This is a genomic window from Sorangium sp. So ce204 (genome assembly GCF_051526795.1).
Lineage (GTDB): Bacteria > Myxococcota_A > Polyangia > Polyangiales > Polyangiaceae > Sorangium > Sorangium cellulosum_B.
Genome location: NZ_CP150317.1, coordinates 839,368 through 859,943, shown reverse-complemented (window position 1 = coordinate 859,943; position 20,576 = coordinate 839,368). Strand labels below are relative to the sequence as shown.

20 protein-coding genes are annotated in these 20,576 nt (G+C 69.5%); 8 read left to right on the top strand and 12 right to left on the bottom strand.

Annotated features, from left to right (window positions below; all coding sequences use genetic code 11):
• Positions 1-18 precede the first annotated feature (18 nt).
• Positions 19-2,361 (bottom strand): ATP-binding domain-containing protein, encoded by a 2,343-nt coding sequence (locus WMF22_RS03175; protein WP_438034799.1) that lies wholly within the window; start codon positions 2,359-2,361, stop codon positions 19-21.
• Positions 2,362-2,709: 348 nt separating this feature from the next.
• On the opposite strand from WMF22_RS03175, the gene WMF22_RS03170 reads away from it, so the two are divergent.
• Together WMF22_RS03170 and WMF22_RS03165 are read left to right on the top strand one after the other, a co-directional pair.
• A complete protein-coding gene (locus tag WMF22_RS03170) occupies positions 2,710-3,213 on the top strand; it encodes a hypothetical protein (protein ID WP_437297651.1) in 504 nt (167 codons plus the stop codon).
• A gap of 210 nt (positions 3,214-3,423) precedes the next feature.
• Positions 3,424-4,518: a GHMP family kinase ATP-binding protein gene (locus WMF22_RS03165; RefSeq protein ID WP_437297650.1), complete on the top strand. Its 1,095-nt coding sequence runs from the start codon at positions 3,424-3,426 to the stop codon at positions 4,516-4,518.
• Between the two features lie 161 nt (positions 4,519-4,679).
• On the opposite strand, the gene WMF22_RS03160 is transcribed toward WMF22_RS03165, so the two are convergent.
• Together WMF22_RS03160 and WMF22_RS03155 are read right to left on the bottom strand one after the other, a co-directional pair.
• Positions 4,680-5,822, bottom strand: coding sequence for a D-alanine--D-alanine ligase family protein (locus tag WMF22_RS03160; RefSeq protein WP_438034798.1), 1,143 nt, complete (start codon positions 5,820-5,822; stop codon positions 4,680-4,682).
• Between the two features lie 98 nt (positions 5,823-5,920).
• The gene (locus WMF22_RS03155; RefSeq protein WP_437297648.1) at positions 5,921-6,253 is read right to left on the bottom strand and encodes a hypothetical protein; all 333 of its coding nucleotides are present in this window, start codon (positions 6,251-6,253) and stop codon (positions 5,921-5,923) included.
• Between the two features lie 283 nt (positions 6,254-6,536).
• Here WMF22_RS03155 and WMF22_RS03150 point away from each other — a divergent pair, with 283 nt between their 5' ends.
• Positions 6,537-6,800, top strand: coding sequence for a hypothetical protein (locus tag WMF22_RS03150; protein ID WP_438034797.1), 264 nt, complete (start codon positions 6,537-6,539; stop codon positions 6,798-6,800).
• A 211-nt stretch (positions 6,801-7,011) separates the two neighbouring features.
• Here WMF22_RS03150 and WMF22_RS03145 read toward each other — a convergent pair whose 3' ends face one another.
• The 4 genes from WMF22_RS03145 to istA all read right to left on the bottom strand — a co-directional run bounded on the left by WMF22_RS03145 (position 7,012) and on the right by istA (position 11,455).
• A complete protein-coding gene (locus WMF22_RS03145) occupies positions 7,012-8,601 on the bottom strand; it encodes an IS1182 family transposase (RefSeq protein ID WP_438031578.1) in 1,590 nt (529 codons plus the stop codon).
• 147 nt (positions 8,602-8,748) lie between these two features.
• Entirely contained in the window at positions 8,749-9,174 is a 426-nt protein-coding gene (locus tag WMF22_RS03140; protein WP_438034796.1) for a transposase, read from the bottom strand.
• 35 nt (positions 9,175-9,209) lie between these two features.
• Positions 9,210-9,971: an ATP-binding protein gene (locus WMF22_RS03135; protein ID WP_438032200.1), complete on the bottom strand. Its 762-nt coding sequence runs from the start codon at positions 9,969-9,971 to the stop codon at positions 9,210-9,212.
• A complete protein-coding gene (gene istA / locus WMF22_RS03130) occupies positions 9,968-11,455 on the bottom strand; it encodes an IS21 family transposase (RefSeq protein ID WP_438032199.1) in 1,488 nt (495 codons plus the stop codon). Before istA ends, WMF22_RS03135 begins: the two co-directional genes overlap by 4 nt.
• A gap of 515 nt (positions 11,456-11,970) precedes the next feature.
• Between istA and WMF22_RS03125 the strand changes: the two genes are divergently transcribed.
• On the top strand, positions 11,971-12,117 hold the full coding sequence (locus WMF22_RS03125) for a hypothetical protein (RefSeq protein WP_438032198.1): 147 nt from the start codon (positions 11,971-11,973) through the stop codon (positions 12,115-12,117).
• A gap of 10 nt (positions 12,118-12,127) precedes the next feature.
• Here the strand turns inward: WMF22_RS03125 and WMF22_RS03120 are convergent, their stop codons facing one another.
• From WMF22_RS03120 to WMF22_RS03110, 3 genes are all read right to left on the bottom strand, one after another.
• Positions 12,128-12,421 (bottom strand): transposase, encoded by a 294-nt coding sequence (locus tag WMF22_RS03120; RefSeq protein ID WP_438034795.1) that lies wholly within the window; start codon positions 12,419-12,421, stop codon positions 12,128-12,130.
• Positions 12,360-12,896, bottom strand: a complete 537-nt coding sequence (locus tag WMF22_RS03115; protein ID WP_437294639.1) for an IS630 transposase-related protein — start codon at positions 12,894-12,896, stop codon at positions 12,360-12,362. The genes WMF22_RS03120 and WMF22_RS03115 overlap by 62 nt, the downstream gene beginning before the upstream one ends.
• Positions 12,897-13,114: 218 nt before the next feature.
• A complete protein-coding gene (locus WMF22_RS03110; RefSeq protein WP_438034794.1) occupies positions 13,115-13,705 on the bottom strand; it encodes a hypothetical protein in 591 nt (196 codons plus the stop codon).
• A 239-nt stretch (positions 13,706-13,944) separates the two neighbouring features.
• On the opposite strand from WMF22_RS03110, the gene WMF22_RS03105 reads away from it, so the two are divergent.
• Entirely contained in the window at positions 13,945-14,277 is a 333-nt protein-coding gene (locus tag WMF22_RS03105) for a hypothetical protein (RefSeq protein ID WP_438034793.1), read from the top strand.
• A 200-nt stretch (positions 14,278-14,477) separates the two neighbouring features.
• Here WMF22_RS03105 and WMF22_RS03100 read toward each other — a convergent pair whose 3' ends face one another.
• Together WMF22_RS03100 and WMF22_RS03095 are read right to left on the bottom strand one after the other, a co-directional pair.
• A complete protein-coding gene (locus tag WMF22_RS03100; RefSeq protein ID WP_438034792.1) occupies positions 14,478-14,750 on the bottom strand; it encodes a hypothetical protein in 273 nt (90 codons plus the stop codon).
• On the bottom strand, positions 14,735-14,896 hold the full coding sequence (locus WMF22_RS03095) for a hypothetical protein (RefSeq protein ID WP_438034791.1): 162 nt from the start codon (positions 14,894-14,896) through the stop codon (positions 14,735-14,737). The genes WMF22_RS03100 and WMF22_RS03095 overlap by 16 nt, the downstream gene beginning before the upstream one ends.
• A 21-nt stretch (positions 14,897-14,917) precedes the next feature.
• Between WMF22_RS03095 and WMF22_RS03090 the strand changes: the two genes are divergently transcribed.
• The 3 genes from WMF22_RS03090 (at position 14,918) to WMF22_RS03080 (ending at position 20,490) form a co-directional block, all read left to right on the top strand.
• Positions 14,918-16,276 (top strand): EVE domain-containing protein, encoded by a 1,359-nt coding sequence (locus WMF22_RS03090; protein WP_438034790.1) that lies wholly within the window; start codon positions 14,918-14,920, stop codon positions 16,274-16,276.
• Positions 16,277-16,386: 110 nt separating this feature from the next.
• On the top strand, positions 16,387-18,987 hold the full coding sequence (gene tssI / locus WMF22_RS03085) for a type VI secretion system tip protein TssI/VgrG (RefSeq protein ID WP_438034789.1): 2,601 nt from the start codon (positions 16,387-16,389) through the stop codon (positions 18,985-18,987).
• A gap of 54 nt (positions 18,988-19,041) precedes the next feature.
• Positions 19,042-20,490, top strand: coding sequence for a hypothetical protein (locus tag WMF22_RS03080; protein WP_438034788.1), 1,449 nt, complete (start codon positions 19,042-19,044; stop codon positions 20,488-20,490).
• The last annotated feature ends 86 nt before the right edge of the window (positions 20,491-20,576 follow it).

Sequence of the window (20,576 nt, the reverse complement as noted above, 5' to 3'; positions counted from 1 at the left end):
CCTTCGTCCCCCTGCCCATCAGCCCAGCCAGTCCGGCACGAGCGGCGACGGCGCCGCCGTCGAGATCACCCAGAGCTGGTGCGCCGCGCGCGTCGCCCCGATGTGGAGCAGGTGCCGCGACTCGTCGTCCGCCGAATAGGTCGACGCGTTCACGTCGACCAGCACCACGTAGTCGTACTCGAGGCCCTTCACCTGGCGGACCTCGGTCACCTCGACGCCGGGGCGGAACGCGAACTCGTAGGCGCGCACGCGCCGGAGGTTCGGGATCTCCGCCATCCTGAGGGCGTCGTAGTAGACGTCCGCCTGCTCGGGGTGGCGCGCCAGGATCGCCAGCGTCGCGCGGGGCTCGCGCGCGAACAGCGGGCGGATCGCGTCGGCCAGGAACGCGACGGCCGCGCCGGCGCTCGGGAAATGATGGTGCTCGACCGGCGCACCGCTGCGCGGGGCGAGGGGCGGCGTCGGATCGGCCAGCGGGCCCAGCACCGCGCGGGCGAACGCGAGCACCTCGCGCGTCGAGCGGTACGCGATGCGCAGCGGCTCGACGTCGACCCGCGACAGGCCGAGGTCGTCGAGCGTCGCCCGCCAGTCGCGGAAGCCGGAGTCCATGAAGAGCCGCTGCGCCGTGTCGCCCGCCAGCGTCACGCTGCGCGGCTCGGCCACGACGCCGAGCAGCACCGCGAGGTCGATCGGCGCGAGATCCTGCGCCTCGTCCACGAAGAGGTGCTCGTAGACGAGCACGTTCTTCCCCTTGCGGAGCTCGCCCCGGAGCAGCTGGTACGCCCGCAGGAGGAGCGCGTCGTCCTCGGGGTCGAGCACCGCGCGGTCGTCGCTCGAGACCTCGCGCCCGTCCCCGCCCCGGTCGTCGTCGTCGTCCGCGGGCTCGTCGGCCATCGCCGCCTTGCGCTCGGCGCGGTCGCCGGGGTCGAGGTCGAGCACGGCGGGGCAGCGGTCCGCGCACCAGCGCCACGCGCGCTTCACCTGCTCCGGGCCGAACTCGGGGTCGCCCGCCGCCTCGAAGGCGGCCATCACCCGGTCGAGATCGGTGAGCACGTCCGCCCAGAACGCGAGGGTGCCGCGCGAGTCGCGCCGCGCCCGCGCGTCGTCCTTGAGCTCCGCCGCGCGCTGCTCGAGGAGGTGGAGCATGGCCGGGTGGGTCTTGTAGCGGGTCACGACCGAGGGCGTGTTCTCCTCGACCGGCGCCTCGAGCCACGGGAACGCGCGCTTCCGGGCCGCGCGCGCCCACTCGGAGAACGTCTCGACCGCGATGCCGCCCAGGCCGAGCGCGGGGAGCGCCTCGCTGATGTACGCGCGGAGCGCGGGGCTGCCGACGATGACGAGCATCTTGTCGGCGGTGAAGCGGCGGCCTCCGTTGTAGGAGAGGAAGGCGAGCCGGTGGACGCCGATCGTCGTCTTGCCGCTGCCGGCGCCGCCCTGGATGACCACGATGCCGCCGTCCGGCTTCGAGATGAGCTCGAACTGCCGCGGATCGAGGAGCGCCGCGATCTCCGGGAGGTGCCGGTCCTCGCGGGCGTGGAACGCCGCCCCCGTCCCGAGCCCGCCGCGCGCGCCGCCCGCCGCCGCGCGCGCGATGTCGCGCATGTCCTCGGGGCGCACCGCGCTGCCCTGCCCGCCGGAGAGCTCGGTCGCCCGCGTCGCGATCTCTCGGAAGCCGCCCGAGGGCCCGCGCACGATCGTCCCCTGCGGCGCCGAGATGCGGTAGAGCTCGCCGTCGTCGATGGTCACGGTGCGCCGCACGAGCACGGTGCCCTCGACGTCGCGCTCGCCGAAGGTCTCCTCGTACTCCGCGCCCTCCTCGTAGCGGTAGTAGATCTGGCTGACCGGGGCGTGGCGCCAGTCGACGATCCGCACGCCCGCGCTCGCGTCGACGAGCGTCGTGCGCCCGATGAGGACGTCGCGCTCGGGGCGGCCCTTCTCCCGGAGGCGCAGGTGGCCGAAGTAGGGCGACTTCGGATCGACGGGCTCGACGACGTTCTCGTTCCGCCGCGCGGCGATCCCTTGCAGGCGCTCCATCTGCTGCACAAGCGCCGGCACGTCCTCCAGCCGCGCCGCCGCGATCTGATCGCGCAGCGAGAGGAGCTGCTCCTCGTAGTTCTCGGCGGGCGGCGGGCGCGACGGCTTGGTCGCGGCGGCGGCGAGGTGCGCTGTGACGCGGGCGAGCAGCGCCTCCTCCTCGCGCACGATCGCCGCGCCGTGCTCGCTCAGCCCGGCGCCGGGCGCGCCGTTCGCAAGCTCGGGTGGCGCGGGCGGCGCGGGCCGGGCGGGCGTCGTGATGGTGGCCGAGGACGGCGCGGTGGACTGCTCTCGGGTGGGCGTGGGGCTCGTAGAACGATTCGCGGTCACGGGGATGCCGATGCGAGGGTGGATGAGGTGACAGGCTGAGCCGGAGCGTCAGCACGCCAGACATCCGTCGCGGCCCGTTGACGCAGGAGGGTCGGACCTATTGACCGATCCGGCACAGCTCCGCAACCGCCGCGTGGGGCCCCCCACGCTATCCGCGTTTCGGCGCGTTTTCACGGGCCGGCGCGCGCCTCGACGGGGCGGCTCGCGCCTCGGCGCGCGCCTCGACGGGCCGGCGCGCGCCGCGCGAGCGCCTCGGTGCGTAACGTGCCCCGCGTCCGAGGGCGGATCCGCCGCGGGCGGTGGCGTTCTGGATTGAGGTCACGTGGGCGGACGCCGTACAAGGCAGCGATGCAAAACTGCGCGACCCGGTCCGACCGGCTCCTCGAGCTGATCCTCTTCTCGCTGCGCGATCGCGGGGCGCTCTGTGCGCTGGTCCTCGCCGCCTACCGGGTCGAGCTGACCAGCCTGCTCGACCGCGTCTCCTCGGGCTCGATCGGGGACGACGACGATCGGGAGGTCGCGCCGCACGCCCGGGGAGATCGCGCGGGTGGGTCCCCGGCGCGCGCCCGCGCCGAGGGGCGCCGTGCGGAGGCCCGGATCAGCGAGGAGGACGCGTTCCTCATCTACGATCTCGCCGGGTGCATCGCCGAGGCGGCGGGCGCGGCCCGCCTGCCGGTCGTCCGCCGCGACGCGCTCGCCCTCCGGGAGAAGGCGGCCGAGGTGCACGCCGGCGGCGAGCGCGCTGAGCGGGACATGTTCGCGGCCGGGCTCAGGGTGATCGACCGGATCCTCGACGCGGCCCGCGCGCAGCCCTCGCCGAGGAGCGAGCCCGCGAGCAAGGACCTGAACTGAGCGGAACTGAGCGGAACTGAGCGGAACTGAGCGGAACTGAGCGGAACCGAGCGGAACCGAGCGGAACCGAGCGTGACCGCGCGGGAGCGTGCACGCCGGGCGCTCCATCGATGGCCTGCTCCCTGCACCGGGTGCCGCCGCGGGGCGCTCCGCCTCGGTCCCTGGGGCGGGCTCGCGTCCCGGCGGGTCGCGCTCGCGCCGAAGGACAGCATGAGCATCCCCTGCGCCGGCTCCCTCTCCGCGCCGCGAACGCTGCGAAGCCCGCTGTGGCGCGTGGCCTCGAGCGCGCCGATGCGCGTCTCCTTCGCCGGGGGTGGCAGCGACCTGCCCGGCGTCGCCCGACAGGACGGCGGGCGCGTCGTGGGCGCCGCGATCGATCTGCGCGCGCGCGTGATCGTCGAGCCGTTCGATCGAGGCTGGGTGCGGCTCGAGCTCGCCGCGCGCGGCGAGGCACCGGCGGAGCTGCGCCCGACCGAGGGCGCCGGCGGCGCCGGCGGGGCGCGCGTCCTCCTGCGGCGCCGCGCGGATCCTCCGCGCGACGATCTCGCGTTCCGCCTGATCGAGGCGACGCTCTCCGCGGCGGGCGTGGGCGACGGGGTCGCCCTGCGGGTGGAGAGCGAGACGTCGCCCGGGGCCGGCCTGGGCGGCAGCGCGTCGGTGGCGGTGGCGGCGCTGTTCGCGCTGCGCGCCTCGCTCGGGGAGGCCGTGGCGCCGGAGGATCTGGCGCGCGAGGCGGTCGCGATCGAGCGCGAGCGCCTGTGCAACGCGTGCGGCGCGCAGGATCAGGTGTTCGCGGCGTTCGGGGGGCTGCTCGATCTCGCCTTCGACGCCGGCGGCTGCTCGGGGGTGCGGCCGCTCGCGATCGGCTGCCCGGACCTCGTGCCCGCGCTCTCGGCGGGGTTGCTGCTCGTGGACACGGAGGTGCGGCGCGTGTCGGGCGAGGTGCTGGATCGGATGGACGCCGGCTCGGCGTGCGACGCGAAGGGCGAGCTCGTGGCGGCGGCCGGCGAGGTCGCGCGCGGCTTCGAGATCGGCTCGCTCTCGCTGGTGCTCTCGGGCATGCGCCGGGGCGCGGCCGCGAAGGTGCGCCTCTCGCGTGCGGCGAGCGCGCTCGCGCTCTCGCTGGAGCGGCGGCTCGACGGCCTCGGGGTCGAGGTCCTCCGGGTGTGCGGCGCAGGCGGCGGCGGGCACATCCTCGTGTGGGCGCCCGCCGAGCGCCACGCGCGCATCCTCGAGGCGCTCGGCCCGCGCCTCGTGCGGCGCCCCGCGCTCGGCGCCCCCGGCGTGCGGCTCGACGCGGGCTGACGCGCGCCGCGCGGCGCTAGAACACCGATCACGTCGATCGAGCGAGAAGCGAACCGCCAAGGCGCCATAAGACGCCAAGATTTTTGTGATTTTTTGGCGTCCTTGGCGCCTTGGCGGTTCGAATTCTGCTCTCTTCTGGCGGTTTCAACCCGTTTGTCGCTCTAGGCGCTCGTCCTGAGGCGGGCCTTGCGCGCGCCGCGCTCGAGCGCGAGCCCGATGAGGCGCTCGATCAACTCGCGCGCGGGGATGCCGCTCGCCTCCCAGAGCTTCGGGTACATCGAGATCGCCGTGAAGCCGGGGATGGTGTTGATCTCGTTCACGTAGAGCGCGCGATCGGGCGAGAGGAACAGGTCGACGCGGGCCATCCCCGACGCCTCCAGCGCGCGGAACGTGCGGACCGCGACCAGCTGCACGGCGTTCGCCTCGGCCGGGGAGAGGTCGGCCGGGATCCGGATCGTGGCGCCGTCGGCGTCGATGTACTTCGCGGCGTAGGAGTAGAAGCCGTCGGCGTGCCCGACCACGATCTCGCCGGGCACGGAGGCGATGGGGTCGTCGTCGCCGAGCACGGAGCACTCGATCTCGCGCACGCCCTCGATGCCCTGCTCGCAGACGATCTTCAGATCGAACTCGAAGGCGTGCTCGACGGCCGCCTCGATCTCGGAGCGCGCCTTGACGCGCCGGACCCCGACGGACGACCCGAGATTCGCGGGCTTGACGAAGATCGGCCCGAAGCCGGCGGCGCCGGCGGCGGAGAGGGCGGCGATCTGGTCGATGCACGCGCCGCGATCGCGGTCCCAGGCGGCCCGGCGGAGAGTGACGTGGGGGACGATCGGGATCTCGGCCTCGCGGAGCAGGCGCTTCATCACGTCCTTGTCCATCCCCACGGCGGAGCCGAGCACGCCGGAGCCGACGTACGGGACGCCGGCGAGCTCGAGGAGGCCCTGGACGCAGCCGTCCTCCCCGGTGGGCCCGTGCAGGACGGGGAAGACGACGTCGATGGGGGAGCGCGCGCCGCCCGGCACGGCCAGCGTGGCCTCGCCGGCGGGCCCGGGGTGGGCGTCGAGGGCGATCTCCGGCATCGCCTCGTTCAGCCGGGCGAGGCGGGGGTCGCGCGCCGCGCCGAGGAGCAGCGCCTCTTCCTGGAGCAGCCAGCGGCCGGACTTGTCGATGCCGATGAGCACCGGCTCGAAGCGGTCGCGGTCGAGCGCCTCGACGACGAAGCGGGCGGACAGGAGGGAGATCTCGTGCTCGGCCGAGCGGCCGCCGAAGAGGACGGCGACGCGCACCTTGGCGGGGTTCCGCATGGCGGCACCCTAGCCGCGATCGCGCGCGGGGGTGAAGAAGCCGGCGGCTCGGGCGACGCGAGCGACTCGAGCGACTCGAGCGACTCGAAGAATGACGGCTACTCGGAGAGGACGCGGAACGACGTGCGTACCGTCGCCATCGCCACGCGCGCGACGTGGCCGTCGGCGAGCTCGACGTCGACGGCGGTGAGCTGGCCCTGGCGCTCGATCAGCCTGGCCACGCTCACCCTGGAGCCCCGGGCGACCTCGGCGCGCGCGACCTTGACGTCCGCGAGCGCCTCCAGCTGGGCGCCGACGGCGATGCCGTTCGCCACCTTTGCCGGCGTCTCCTCGCTCGCGCCCGCCGCTCCGGCGGGGACGACAACGGCCAGCGCCGCGACGACCGCAACGAGGAGGCCGCCCGTCGTGCTCCTTCGACTGCAGGTGAGCATCGGGCCCGATTCTACGCGGAAGGAGAGCGATGTCACCTGCGTTGTCACCCGATCGGGTGGTCCGTCCAGGAAACCCTCCGCGACGACATCGAGCGCGCCTGTCGGCGCGGAACGCAGGGGTGCATCGTCCACCTGGGGCTGCCCACTCGGGTGGGCACCCGGGCGGGGAGCTCCGCGCGCTCTGGACGCGGCCGCCCCGGCGAGCTCCGCGGCGCGACATCGCGCTCGGCAAAAAGGGTCCCAATCTGCGGACCTCGCTCGTGTCCGAACAAGGCGAGGAGGCATGATGAAGTCGCGATCGCTTATTTCACTCACAGCCGCGCTGCTGTTTCTCGGCGTCTCGATCCCCGAGGCCGCTGCGGAGGACAAGACACCGACCAAGCAAGAGAATTACAGTTACACGTTCACCGACGATCTTCTGGATGCCTCGAACAGCTCCGCGACCGGCGCCATGCTCCAGGTCCGTCAGCTCGGGCGTCGCGACAGGCTGCTCCGGCCGAGACTCCACTTCATTCCGGAGATGCTCAAATCGGTCGAAACGATGTGATGGGGAGCGCCGCCTTCTCGACGGACAAGGAGCCGACGAGGAAAGGATCACACATCGGTCGATCCGCCCGGCCCACGGGACGGAACGGGCATCGCGCCGAAGCTGGGCTCCGGTCGATCTCCGGCGCCGCTCGCGCACCTCGCCGAGCTTGAGCACGATCTCGTGCATCCTAGAGCAGCGAACATATTGAAAATTGTCTGATTCCAATAGTTTACGCAGCCTCCTGGACCAGCCGCTGGGCAGCCTCGAGATTCTGGATCGCTGCGGCGCGCCGGAGGTCGAACAGGTTTCTCCTGGCGCCCATGTAGCGCGCGCTGTGTCCTTTCCGCGCCGCGATGTGGGCGAGCGCATGCTCCACAGCGGTGCGCTGCCTGAGCACGGCGCGTCCTGGTGCGGTCTGCTGTAGCTCCCGGAACTTGCTCTGCAGCGCTTCGTCTTCGGCGATGGACACGGTCCGCCCTCGTCCCGAGGCGGCTTGGGTGCATCTGGTTCGGAGGGGGCATGCGCCACACTCCTCAGGATCGAACTCGACCGTGTCGCCGGGCTCGAACGCTTCGACCTGTCCCGCCGGGCACGTGATCGTCTTGGTGCGCAGGTCGATGTTGAAGTCGCGCTTGCTGAACAAGTCGGGACTGCGAGCCCGCTGGCCCCAAGGCTTCGAGAACACCTTACCCTTCGCGTGGATCACGTCGCCAACGACGGGACTATTCACGTAGGCGCGATCAATGTGGAGTTCGGCGATGCGCAGCCGCTGATGCTGGATGTCTTTGGCGATCGGCACGGCTCCCTCTTCTTCGGGCCGATTCGCGGGCGTGACCGCGCAGGCGACAATGACGGGAAGGTCAAGGTCTCGTGCGATATGTTCCTTGTAGCCGTCAAACCGTTTCGAGCGGCTCTTTCTGCCGTGGCGCATCTCGGCATCCTCAATGGAGACGCGGCGGTCAGGCGCGACGCCTTGCCGGATGCGAACGGTCCCGTCTTCGGCTGTTTCCAGGTCCTGGCCCCGAACCTGTGTGATGGCATCGAGGTAGGGACGAAGGGGTTGCTCGACGACGTCGTCGAGGTGACGGTCCACCCACTGCTGTAGCGAGGACACCTGCCGCTCCAGCATCTGGATGGCCAGCACCTTCTGTTTCGGGTCGCTCCAGTCGAGGTCGAGCCCGGCCTTGATGCTGGGCGCCAGGAGCAGGGGGATGCGAGCCTTGCGGCATATCTCCTCGGGCGGTCGATCCATGATCTTCGACACGACGCGTACGATGCTGCGTGCAGCATGGCCGAGCAGGTTGATCGTGTCCTCAACCCGCCCGGCCCCCGCTAAAGGGCGGCTATCAATGGCCACGCGCAGCGCTTTGGACACCGCACGCCTCTCGCCCTCCGTCATAGCGCCGGACCGAACGAGCGCCACGGTCCGCTCCAGCAGCACTCGGTCCATCTCGTGCGCGAGCATCCGCTCTCGGAATGCTTGCAGCGCGCCCTGCGAGAACGGGGGCGTAGCCGCACCCAGGCAGCCGAGCACCATCTGCCAGCGCAGGTCGACCACGGACAGCTCCACCGCCTCGGCATCCGATGCGCCTACGTAGCCTTGGAGCAGCGTGACCATGCACATCAGCGCCGGCGGATGCGGCGGCTCGCCTGCCCCCGTCGTCCGGTACATGCCCTCCAGCTGCTCCTGGAACGTCTCATCGAACAGCTCGTGCCGGTGCAACCTGAGAAAGCCGAACAGTGCTCTCACGCGTGTCAGCCGCTTCATCAGCGACTGCTCCTGCCGCGACAGCTCCACCGGCGGCGACCATCGTTCCATCCGTGCACCTCCGGCCGCGGACGAGATCATGGCCCGGCGAGACGGTCGAGCCTTCCATCGAAGCGCATAGAATTACCGCAAAATCAACCTGATCGGTCCTCTAGAGCGGTTTTCAGCTGGGTCTGGTACAAAAGCTGCTGCTCGGGCTCACTGATTCCCTATGCTGCAGGGCATCCCCGCTGGCGGAGCGCGAGAGCGCTCGCCGGGCGGCGCCATCCTCCGGGTTGCGCCGGCACGCGAGGGAGGTGGGCGACGCGGTGGACGGATGTAGCCGGCGTGCTGAAACCAACCTTTGGCGTCGCGATCAGTTACCAGACCGATGGCTCGGCCCATGGCTCGGTATACCTGCGGAACCGAGCGCGGGGCGGCGGCGCGGGTGAGCTCCTTGACTTTGCTGCCGCAGCCTTCCACCGGCGACAGGTCAGGCGAATAAGGCGGCAAAATCCAGAACTTTGCCCCGCGCTCCTCGACGGCAGCGCGAGCACCGGGAGCATGTTGATGATCGCGGCAATCCGCGGAGATTCGGTGAAGTTCACCGGTGAAATCCGCGCCCGGTGCCGGTGAAACCCGCACCCGACGCCGGTGAAGTTCACCGGTGAAGAGGCCGCTCAGTGCTTTTTGGTGCGGCGCTGCTTGGTGCGGATGGCACTCAGCTCCTTGGCTTCCTTGAGCCGGTAGCTCTCGGCCTCGATCTCGATCACCTCGGCCCGGTGCACGAGCCGGTCGACGAGCGTAACGACGCAGGCGGCGTGCGGAAAGACCTGGCCCCAGTCGGAGAAGGCCTTGTTCGTACTGAGCAGGATCGGCTTCTGCGCGTCGTAGCGACGGGTGACGACCTCGAATAGCAGGTCGGCGTAGCGGCCATCGTAGGAGAGATAGCCGACTTCATCGATGCAAAGAAGGGCTGGAACCGTGTAGCGGTGCAGCCGGCGCGCGAGCGCGGCCGAGGACTCCTGCGCGGCGAGGTCGGCAAGCATGTCGCTCGCGGTCGAGAAGCGGACCGTGTGACCGCGGACGACGGCCTGGTGGGCGACGTTCTTGAGGATCATGGTCTTGCCGACGCCGTTGGGGCCGACGAGCACGGCGTTGTGGCCGGTGGCGAGGAAGCCGGGAGCGAAGAGGTCGTCGACGGCCTCGCGGTCGATTTTCTTGGGCCAGGACCAGTCGAAGTCCGCCATGGGCTTGAAGGCGGCTACGCGGGAGTTTTTGAGGCGGCGATCGAGGCTGCGTTTTTGGCGCTCGCGCTCCTCAATGGCGAGCACCTCGCGAAGCCAGGGCTTTTCGGCGAGCTCCTCCCAGCAGGCCAGCAGACCAAACAGGCCGAGGCTTTTCAGGCGGGCCTTGGTCTCGGTGGGCGTTAGATCGGTCATGGCGTCGGGTCCTTCTTCAGGGCGTCGTAGGTGGCGAGCGAATGCGGCGTGACGACGAGGGCGGCGTGCTGGCCGCGCGTGACGGGGATCGAGACTGGAGGCGGCAGGTGGCGCTCGGAGCGCCGGCGGTCGATCACCTGGCGCACGGCGCCGACGTGAATGGTGTCGCGCTCGAGCACCTCGACGAGCGCCTCTTCGAGCTCGGCGGCGCCGACGGCGTCGAGCAGGTGCAGAAGCCGGGCGATGGCGCTGCCGACGTTGTCTCCGCGCTCGGCGAGGATGCGCAGGAATGCCTGGCTGCTGCGGGCGGCGCGGGCGAGGCGATCGAGGCCGCGATGCTCGCGGGCGCGGCGCTTCTCGTCGACCAGGCGCTGGATGTGCTCGGGTTGCTCGATCTGCTGGCCGCGGTCCCACGAGCGGACATGGGTCGCGACGATCTCGTTGCCGTCAGCGATGCGCACCTGTTCGAGGTCGGCGAGGACGACGAGCGTGCGGCTCGTCCGGTCGTGGGGAACAGAATAGTCGTTGAGATCGAAACGCGCGTAGGGGGTCTTTCCGATCTCGACCTCGACGCGCTCATGGGCTGGAAACGGCGTGTCGGGGTGCCCGAGCAGCACACGGCTCTCGTCGTCGAAGGCCTGCCGCACGGTGCGGGCGCGGTCCTCGACCCAGGAGCGATCGAGCGCTGCGGAGCTGGTCCACTCGGTCGCTTGTCGGTTGAGGTCGTCGAGATCGGTATAGGTCCGGGCCTCGAAGAATGCCTCGCGGACGTAGCGGATGGCGCGCTCGACGCGGCCCTTCTCGTTGCCGCGAGCGACGGCGACGGGGCGCGGCTCGAAGCGGTAGTGCGCCGACAGAGCCAGGAGCATGGGGTGGAACCGGATCGCGTCGCCGTGACGCTCCACGACAGCGCTCTTGAGGTTGTCGTAGAGCAGCACGCGCGGGACGCCGTCGATGTCGGCGAACGCCTCGACGTGCCCGCGAACGAAGAAGGGCATCGCTGCGCTGGGGAAGAAGCGCAGGAAGATCCGCCGCGAGTAGCTGAGCACCATGACGAACGCCCAGAGCGGGCGCAGCGCCCGGCCGACAGCCAGCTTGCCGAAGTGCGCCCAGTCGACCTGCGCTTGCTCGCCGGGCAGCGTGCGCAGCCGCTGGAATGCCTCTGCCGGCTTCTTGGGGCGGAGACGACCGATCACTCGGCGCAGATGATCGGGACCGCCCGGATAGCCGCGCTCCTTGAGCATGCCGAAGAGGCGACTCGAGCGCAGCGAGGGATACTTGCCGAGCTGCTCGACGATGAAGGGCACGAACGGGTCGACCATCGACGGGCGCGGCGCGACGACCTTCGGGTCGACGCCCGCTTGCCCGAGCACGCGCTGAACGGTGGTGTGGTGCAGCCCGAGCTGAGCGGCAATGGTGCCCACGGGCCACTTCTCACCGTGGTAGAGGCGCAGCACCTCGGCCTCCTTCTCTTTCGCGATCACCGCCGCCTCCCGTCACCGCGGAGGGCTTCGTGGGACGCGGGGAGCGCGTCGGTGAACAGCTGACCGAGCGCGCCGCTCGCGCAGGGCCCAGGGCGGAAGCCGCGCTCCGCAGAGCGAGCAGCGGCCGACATCTCGGATCCAATCGTCATTGTTGTCCTTTCGGCCGGGGGTGATCTCCGGCGCGAGCTGGGACATCGACGCGGCCGCGGCTTGTGTCACCCTGTGATGCGTCACTTTCTGCGCGGAGAACTTGTCCCGCTGCCGGTCCCGATACCGGGCCTGGCGAGCGGCATGGAGGCGGCGAGCGCGAAGCTGCGTCTGGTAGGCCGCGCCGGCGCGGCGGAGCGACTCACGACGCTGGAGCGGGCGGCAGTCGGGGCAGAGGCGCTGGCCGCGATCGCAGCGACGGCAGAGGCGAAGCTGGACGCGGCAGCGGGCGCAGTGGGCGAGGCGGTAGGCGGACGAAGGCAACGGGCTCCATGACGCCGCTTTCTGGACCTGGAGCCCGGCTTGTGATGAAGGTGGGGGACTCCGGCAACGCGGAGCTCCAGAAGGCCCGAGGGTGGCAGCCCTCGGGCCTTCGACTTTTCGGCGGGCGTAACGTCTACGCCGCGGAGGCGAGCGTGGCCCAGATCGGCGTGGGGACCGGCGGTGAACGGTGAACGCCGCCGATCATGGGGCCGCGGTCTTCACCGATCGGACGCGGGACGCGATGCTCACCGACAGAGCACGGTGTGCACCCAGCCCGTCGACAACGATCACATCGCCGGGCTGCACTCGAGGAGCGATCCGGTCGCGGATGTACGCCTCGAAGATGGCGCCGTTCATGGACCCCTCGAAGGCCATCGGTTCTACAGCGCCGCCGAGATTCAGCCCGACGATGAGCGTGATCTTCGGGTCGGTGTTACACGGCACCCTGCCGTGCGCCCGACGCCCGCGACGCGCACGACCGTACCGCCGCGCCATCCCGCGATGCAGACCGAACTCGTCGAAGAAGGTGATGTGGCGTGCGCCTACTTTTCGTGCTCGCCGCCGGAACTGAGCGCGGCGCTTGCGGACGGCGGGCCGATACTGCTCGCTCGCTCGAAGCGTTTTTTTTTCTCGTGATGCCCAGCCGCTGCAGCGCCCGATGCATCGTCGGGATGCTGACACGCACCTCCTGCCGCTGCTCGAACTGCTCAGCCAACTCGGCCAGCGTCCGGTCGTTCTTTTCCTCGACCAGCTTGCGCACCTCATCCAGCCCCGCCCGGTCGATCTTCGGCCCCACTCCACCACCGTGCGGCAAGGGCGCAAGGCTGCCTGTCGCGCGCACCTGGGTGAGGTAATTCTGCACAGTGTTCGGCGCGACCGAGAAACGCTCCGCTATTTCCCGAATGCTCCCCTCGCCGTTGACGTAGGCATCGACGATTCGCCGGCGCAGATCGAGACTGTACGGGCTCATGGGGCAGACCTTGGGCAGGTCCTGTGCCACGATCCGGTGCGGTCGAGCTCGGGCTGTAGCAGACTCGGCTGAAAGCCGCTCTAGTACGAGAACTCGACCGTGCAGCACATGCCAGTTGGCAGCGCATCGTCACAGGCCATGCTGCCGAGCTCGGAGAGACTGTACGCTCGCGGCCTCTCCTGGGGCCGGATCAGCGCGCTCCCCTGCCCTGGTCGAGGCTACGCGTCTCCGGAGCTCGGCAGCTCGGCCGGGGTCGGCGTTCGGGTCCGCCTGGCGGCGGCCGCGGCGGCGACGTTCTTCCGCATGAAGTCGACGACCGGGGCGAGCACGTCCATGACCTTCCGGTCGGTCTGCGCGTGCGTCTTGGCGATGCGGTAGGCCGCATAGAGCGACTCGCGGAACTTGATGGCGGTATAGAGCGTCGAGTCGCCGAGCTCGCCGCCCACCGAGGAGAGGCTCGCGGCGACGTCGCTGAAGAGCAGGTGCTTCTCGATCCGCTCGCGGAGCAGCGCCGTCTCGAAGCGGTTCGGGTCCATGCCTTCGTCCTGATCGGCCAGCGACTCGAACAGGGCCGGCTTCATGTCGACCACGTCGAGCACCTTGTGCAGCATCGCGTGCTCGCCGTCACGCAGCCTCGGCGCGGTCTTCCGCTGCTCCTTGGTGAGCGTCACGAGGCCGGGGAAGAGCTCGTCGAGCTTCTCGACGAACTCGGTGGCGAGGGCCTTGGCCTTCCCGGCCCGCACCCGGAACTCGTCGAGCGGCATGTCTTCCCACGTGGTCCACGTCGAATCCTTCTTTCGCGATGCCATGGTTTCCTCCCTCCCATGATGGGGACAAGCAGACGGGATTAGCCGCCAGAGACGTCGTTCGCAACCCGGGGGACCTGGGGAGCACGATCTCGGCAAAGGTGCGGTGTGCTGGCGCGAGACTCTCCCTGGAACGCGAGCGGGGCCTGCGAGGCGCTCGGCTTGGTCACCCCCCCACGCGCCCGGCTCCGACACGCGCGCCGCAGGACCCGCCCGCGATGCGCCCACCCTCGTGGACGCTCGTGGACCAGGATCGACAGATCCTCACCGCCGCCGTCAGGCCCGGCCAACCCGGCAACCCGGCGGCCAGGGCGCCGGAGGGGGCGGCCGGGTCACCGGCACCGGAGGCCGGATGGCGCCAGAACCGGTGGCAAGATCAGGTTGGAACGGGCGGCAGGATCACGCCGGAATACGTGGTCATCACAAGCGAGCCAGCCGTCCATCTTCGAGCAGCACCCAGGAAGCTGAAGTCGAGTACGCCTTCCAACGAGAACACAGTCGGAGTCGACGACAACGTCGGCGGCACCGAGCGGCGCGATGCGATCCGCCACGCGAGACTCGAAAACCACATGTGATGCGCTAGCGATATCCACAGCGAAGACACTCACCGGATTCGTACGGCTCGCCGCGAAGGCAATAGTCAAGACAGTCGCGACAGAACGTATGACCGCTTGTCGTTATGCGCGTGCAAGGTTGTCGACCTGCGTCGCATGCCCCCATCCTCCAGGTCATTCCGGATACACGCGCGGAGAGGCGGGCGCAACGGTGATTCACATCACTGCTCATGTCCTTGCCACTGCCGTTCATCAGGCCCCCGCTCCGCGGCCGAACCCAAGCAGAGCGCAGCGGGTTGCGATTCGTCGCGGACGAACTCAGCGCGGGCGCGGAGATCGATGCGCACGTCGGCAAACTCGGCGCGGTCATGGCCCACGAGCTCGACGAAGGCCTCTCCACGGGATGCATGAAGCGCGAGCTCGTCGAACTCCTGCTCGGGCTGGATATCGGACTGCGCTATTCCGCCGTAGAAGAGTGTCACGAACGTGCGCACGGTCGCGACACGTCGCGCGCGAACCGCTCGATCGCTGCCACGAGCTGGTCGATGGCCGCCAAGAACGGGCCGATGGCTGCCAAGAACGGCTCGATGGCTGCCAAGAACGGCTCGATGGCCGCCACGAACCGCTCGATCGCTGCCACGAGCCGGGGTACGGTCGTTCCATGCGCGGTGAGCAAAAGCCCGGAGAGCCGTGGAATGAGCAGACCTTCTTCCCGGAGGCAGAAGCCCGGTCGGCGGCCGGTGCTGCGGGCCTCCGGAGCTTGTTCGACGAGGCGATGTCGCTGGCAGGCAACCTCGACGTCGTGTGGGGCAAGGGCGACATGGAGCCACGGTTCATCATCCGACACGGTGGGAGCTCTGCTGGCGACCTCGTGAGCGGGTGGGCTAGCGGACAGGTCGGGGTTTACGTCGCAGTTCTCCGCGACATTGACGACGAGAAGCAGCGGCTCCTCGACAGACTCGCCGCTGCGCTCGGTGTCCCTGACTGGGTAGAGGCGAAGGAGCCCACCTTCGACGCCGAGCTCCTTGAACAGCGCGAGGTGGCAACGGCGATGCGTAACTTGCTCTTCAGGATGGCCGGACTCGACGGCTCGATGGAGGGGCACCGCTGGGCGCTGTTTGCAAGTCCGGACACGTACCGCGTCGAGGATGCCGTCCGGGACCGCGCGATAGACACGTGGACCACGGCTGGCCGACCGATGAAAATCGGCGATCGCGTTCTGGTTTGGCGCGGGAGAGGCTGCGGCGGTCGGCGGGGCGTCGTTGCCTTCGGCGAAGTCGTCGAGGGCCCCCGTGGCATGCCGGATCACGAGAACCCGTACAGGATGACGCCGCCCGGCCCCGGCGACGTTGAAGACCGCGTCCGCGTCCGATACGTCACGCCGCCGGGACTTCCACTCTGGTTCGACGAACACGAGGATGTGCTCTCCGGCCTGTCGATCGCCCGCGAACGCGGCGGCACGATCTTCAACGTCACCCCCGAGCAGTGGGAGGCCGTCGTGGCCGCGGCCGGCGGATGGACTCAGCGAGCGCCCGTCCCAGAGGCAATGCAACTCGGCTCGGCGTACCGCCATGCAGACGAAACCAATATCCTCACCTCGCGCGCTCCCTTTGTCGAGGTAGATTTCGAGAAGATCGAGCGCGGCAATTATGGACACGCGAAAACGCAGAATGCCCTCGCCGACTTCCTTCGGAGCCACGGTCTCCAGCCACGCTCGCCGTCCCCGAGCGAACCGGAGTACGACCTCGCCTGGAAAGTGGGCACCACGATCTTCGTGGCTGAGGTCAAAAGCATCACCGATATGAACGAGGAACGGCAGCTCAGGCTCGGGCTCGGTCAAGTGCTTTGGTACGCGCACCTGCTCAAGGGCGGAGGGAGGACAATTGCACCTGTCCTTGTCGCAGAGCGGGAGCCGCGGGATCCGAGGTGGGGCGAGATGTGTGAGGCCCTCGGGGTCCGGCTCGTGTGGCCGGATACGTTCGCAAGCGCACTCGATGAGCGGAATGTGTCCAGCCGCTGACGACCTCTCACAGCTCGACCTGGTAGACGCCTCCGACGCCGGTCGATCCGGGGCGCCGCGCGCCACGAGCTCGACGCCGGCAGCACCGCGATGTCTGATAGATTGCGCCCGTGATCAGCGACTCCATCGAGCTCCACGCCGGGCCGTTCACGCCTTCGGACCTGCGCGTCGTCTCGTTCCGCGGGCGTGAGGCGCTCTCCGAGCTGTTCTCGTTCCAGCTCGTCGTGCAGGCGACCCCCGAGCTCGAGGGCCGCGACGCCGAGCTGCTTGGCCGCCTCGCCTCTTTCATCCTGCGCGACGGCCGCGGCGCCGAACGCCGCATCGAGGCGCTCGTCGACCAGGTGCGCGCAGACGCCACGTTCACCCCGCGGATCGGTCCCACCTGGCACCTCCGCCTCGTCCCCCCGCTCACGCTGTTCAGGCGCCGGACCACGAGCCGCATCTTCCAGGACGCGACCGTGCCGCAGATCCTCCAGCACGTCCTCGCCGCAGCCTCGCTCCCGGTCGAGCTCCGCCTCTCGCGGACGTACGCGGTCCGGAGCTACTGCGTGCAGTACCGCGAGAGCGACCTCGCGTTCGTGCGGCGGCTCGCTGCCGAGGAAGGCATCACCTCGTGCTTCGCGGACGCGCCGGCCGGGGTTCCAGGCAGCGTGGCCCGCGCGCCGGTCATCTTCCTGGATGATCCAGTGCACTACCCCGCAGCGCTCGACAACGGCCGGGGCGTCCTCACCCTGCGTCCTGAGGAGGGTCTGACACCCACAGGACTGGAGATCGTCGCCTTCGGCTTGCAGCGATCGCTCAAGCCCAGCTCCGTGCATCTCCGGGACTACGATTTCCGCCGGCCGAACCTGGTTCTGAAGGAGCGGGCCGGGAACGCGGCGAGCGGGCCGCCTGCGCTGGACGTGTACCAGCACCACGCCGACTACGACACACCGGAGGTCACGCCAGACCGCGCGCGGGTGTTCCTGGAGCAAACCCAGCGCCGATCGGTCGAGGGCAGGGGCGAGAGCTGGGTCCGCGCGCTCGCTCCTGGACGCCGCTTCGAGCTCAGCGCCGAGGCCTCCCCCGGGATCGAGGGCGCCTACGCCGTGACCCGCGTCGTGCACGAGGGACACACCCCCGAGCTGTCCGGCCGCCCCGCGGAGCGCACCTACCACAACCGCTTCGAGTGCATCCCAGCAACGGCGCTGCTCAGGCCGCGTGCGCCGACGCGCAAGCCGAGGCAAGTCCTCGAGACGGCGGTGGTCACCGGGCCGGCAGGGCACGAGGTGCACACCGACGAGCATGCGCGCGTGAAGGTGCAGTTCCACTGGGACCTCGATGGGCAGCGCAACGAGAAGAGCTCGGCCTGGCTGCGTGTCGCTCAGAGCTGGGCGGGAGCGTCGTTCGGCTCGCAGTTCATCCCGCGCGTCGGCATGGAGGTGCTGGTCGGCTTCCTCGGCGGGGACACCGACTGCCCGGTGGTGCTCGGGTGCCTGTACAATGCGACCCATCCGCCGCCGTTCCCGCTGCCGGCGGAGAAGCTGAAGAGCGGCCTGCGAACCCAGAGCTCGCCCGGCGCGGGCGGGGCGAACGAGCTGTCCTTCGACGATCGTGCGGGCGAGGAGCGCATCGGCATCTTCGCAGAGCGCAACCTCGAGGAGGTTGTCCAGCACGACCACACCACGATGGTCGGTCACGATCAGCGGATCACGGTGCAGGGCGATCGCACCGTCACCGTGAGCCGGGACCAGACGACCTCCGTGCAGGGGAGCCGCACCGAGAGCGCCGCCGGGTCGGCGATCGAACGGATCGGCCAGAACCGGCTCCTCGCGGTGCAGGGGTCGCAGCACGTGGCCGTCGATGGCGACTCGAGCTGTGTGGTGGGGAGGGATGTGGACGTCGCCATCAAGGGCCGCCTGGGCGCGACGGTCGGCACCGAAGAGAACGAGGCCGTCGCGACGCTCGACGTGCATGGCGACGGCGCGGTGGCGACCACGGGGAGCATGCGCGTCAAGGCCACCCGGTCGCTGCGGCTCTCGTGCGGGGCGAGCACCATCGAGCTGACCCCGGACGAGATCAAGCTCGACGCCAAGGCCATCACCATCCTGGGCGGTAGTTCGGTCTCGCTCCTCGGCAAGGGGCCGGCGCTCTACCTGACGGACAAAGCGCTCGTCGACGCCAAGACCATCACCATCAAGACGCCGCAGTCGTTCCTGAAGCTGGACGAGGACGCGAGCCTGCAGGGCAAGCTGGTGAAGCTGAACTGCGACGCAGTGGATGACGGGGAGGAGCCCGAGCAGGAGAAGGAGCCGCTGAAGTCGTTCCGCGTCCGCGTGGCGGACGTCTACGAGAAGCCGTACGCCCACAAGAAGTACCGGCTGATGGTCGACGGCGTGAAGTACGAGGGCCACACGACCGACGATGGGATGGTCGAGCAGGACCTGCCGCCGACAGCGGAGACGGGCGAGCTCGTGGTGTGGATCAAGGAACCCGACAAGGAGCCGACGCTGAAGTGGCGGCTCAAGCTCGGCGACCTGCCGCCCATGGACACGCCGCACGGGATACGGCTGCGGCTGAAAAACCTCGGCTACTACCGAATCACCGAGGGACAGACCGAGGGAGCGGAGGTCGCTGCGATTAAGGCGTTCCAGCGCGATCAGGGCCTCGAGCCCACCGGCGCCCTCGACGACGAGACGCGCGGGCGGATCGAGGCGGCGCACGGGCATTGACCGGACCGATGAATTGATGTTGCGGCATGAATCCACGAAGAAGGAACTCAACCCATGCGTTCGCCGAGATCCGAGAACGGTGCTTGTCTAGCCGCTGTGATCGTGGCATGTGCCCTTATTTCCTGCCGGCCAGGCGGCGCTGCGCCAGGTACCCCCGCGCTCGGCGGAGACATCGCGCAGCGTGCACCGAGCGCCGCGGAGCCATCTTCCCCGCGACCAGAGCGCTCGTTTGACAAGGTCGCGGATCTGCCCGGCCGTGCCGCCCGTCTGTGGCCCCTGGAAGGCGGCCAGATCCTGCTGGAGCGCAATGGCACCTCCTTTGCGTTGATCGATGGCGATCATGTAGGGCCGACGGCAGAGATAGTCGAAGGTCTGCCTATGGAGTCCTCCGTACCCGAGGGAGAGGTGAGATCCCTCGTCGGGCGCTGGCCCGATGCGGTGTGGATGGTCTTGCGCACCGCGGACAACTCGAGCCGGACCTATCCCTTCTACCATGAGAGCGTGTTCCGCCTCGGAGGTGCTCGCTGGAAGATGGTCCACCAGGTACCAGCAGGCGACTACTCCGATGACCTCTACCAGGGCCTGTGGGATCAAGGCCGAGGGTGCCTGGTCGGCTTGCTCGTGGACAAGGAGGACGCCGCCGACGCCTGGACGGCACACGGGGAGGTGCTCGATTGTCCTGGGCAACCCGTGCCGCGTCCCTCGTTCAAGGCGACGAACGACAAGAAGTACGGTATATCCGCGGCGCGGGGCTGGCACTCGGGAGACGTGCTGGCGATCGAGGCGCACGCTGCAATGAAGGAAGGCGAACCAGTTCCGGTCCGGCTCGTCCTGTCCCGACCGGGGCCTCCGAACAGGACCGAGATTCTCCTCCCACTGCCGCCCGAGATCCAGCGCGACAAGCGGAAGTTCTACCCATGGGGCATCCGCCTGCTCGGAGAGAGTCCGACCGACGTCTACGTCGTCGGCAATCACGAGCTCGGTATGGAGGCGCCTTATGGGATCTACGGGCATTACCCAGCGGAGGATAAGCCGCCGCCGATGCTCTTCCATTTCGACGGGACCGCCGTCGCGGAGATGCCTGCTCCGCCGACAAGGAGGATCCTGAATGCCGCTCGCGGGCAGGACGGCACGCTCGTGATCCTCGGCCTGGCGCGAGACGCTTCCCGAGGTGGGAAGGCTGTGGAGGTCTGGGCTCTCCCGCGAGGCGGCGCCTGGATGCAGGTACCGATGCCCGTCGATCCAGAGGCGAAGGCCGCGTACGTGCCGGAAAGCGTCGCGGCGCGGTCGCTGTCCGAGATCTGGGTCGTAGGCGTTCACGAGAAGAGCGAAAAGGATCGGCGGCTCGCCCTCTTCCGCTCCCACCGCCTGACCGCGCCGGGCTCGAGCCTGACGCACGGTGCCGGTAGCCAGCTCCGCAGGACATTTGGTCGGCCAAGGCATGATCACGTGCCGGCGCTCGTTGCAAGCCGCCCCCTGGCTCCTGGTACACTGCACCACTGATCAGCACTCTCTTCGATCTGGCACCGGACCGGCGACGGCGGAAGCGAGCAGGGACATGGCAGCACGAAGCGTACTGTGCACTCTGG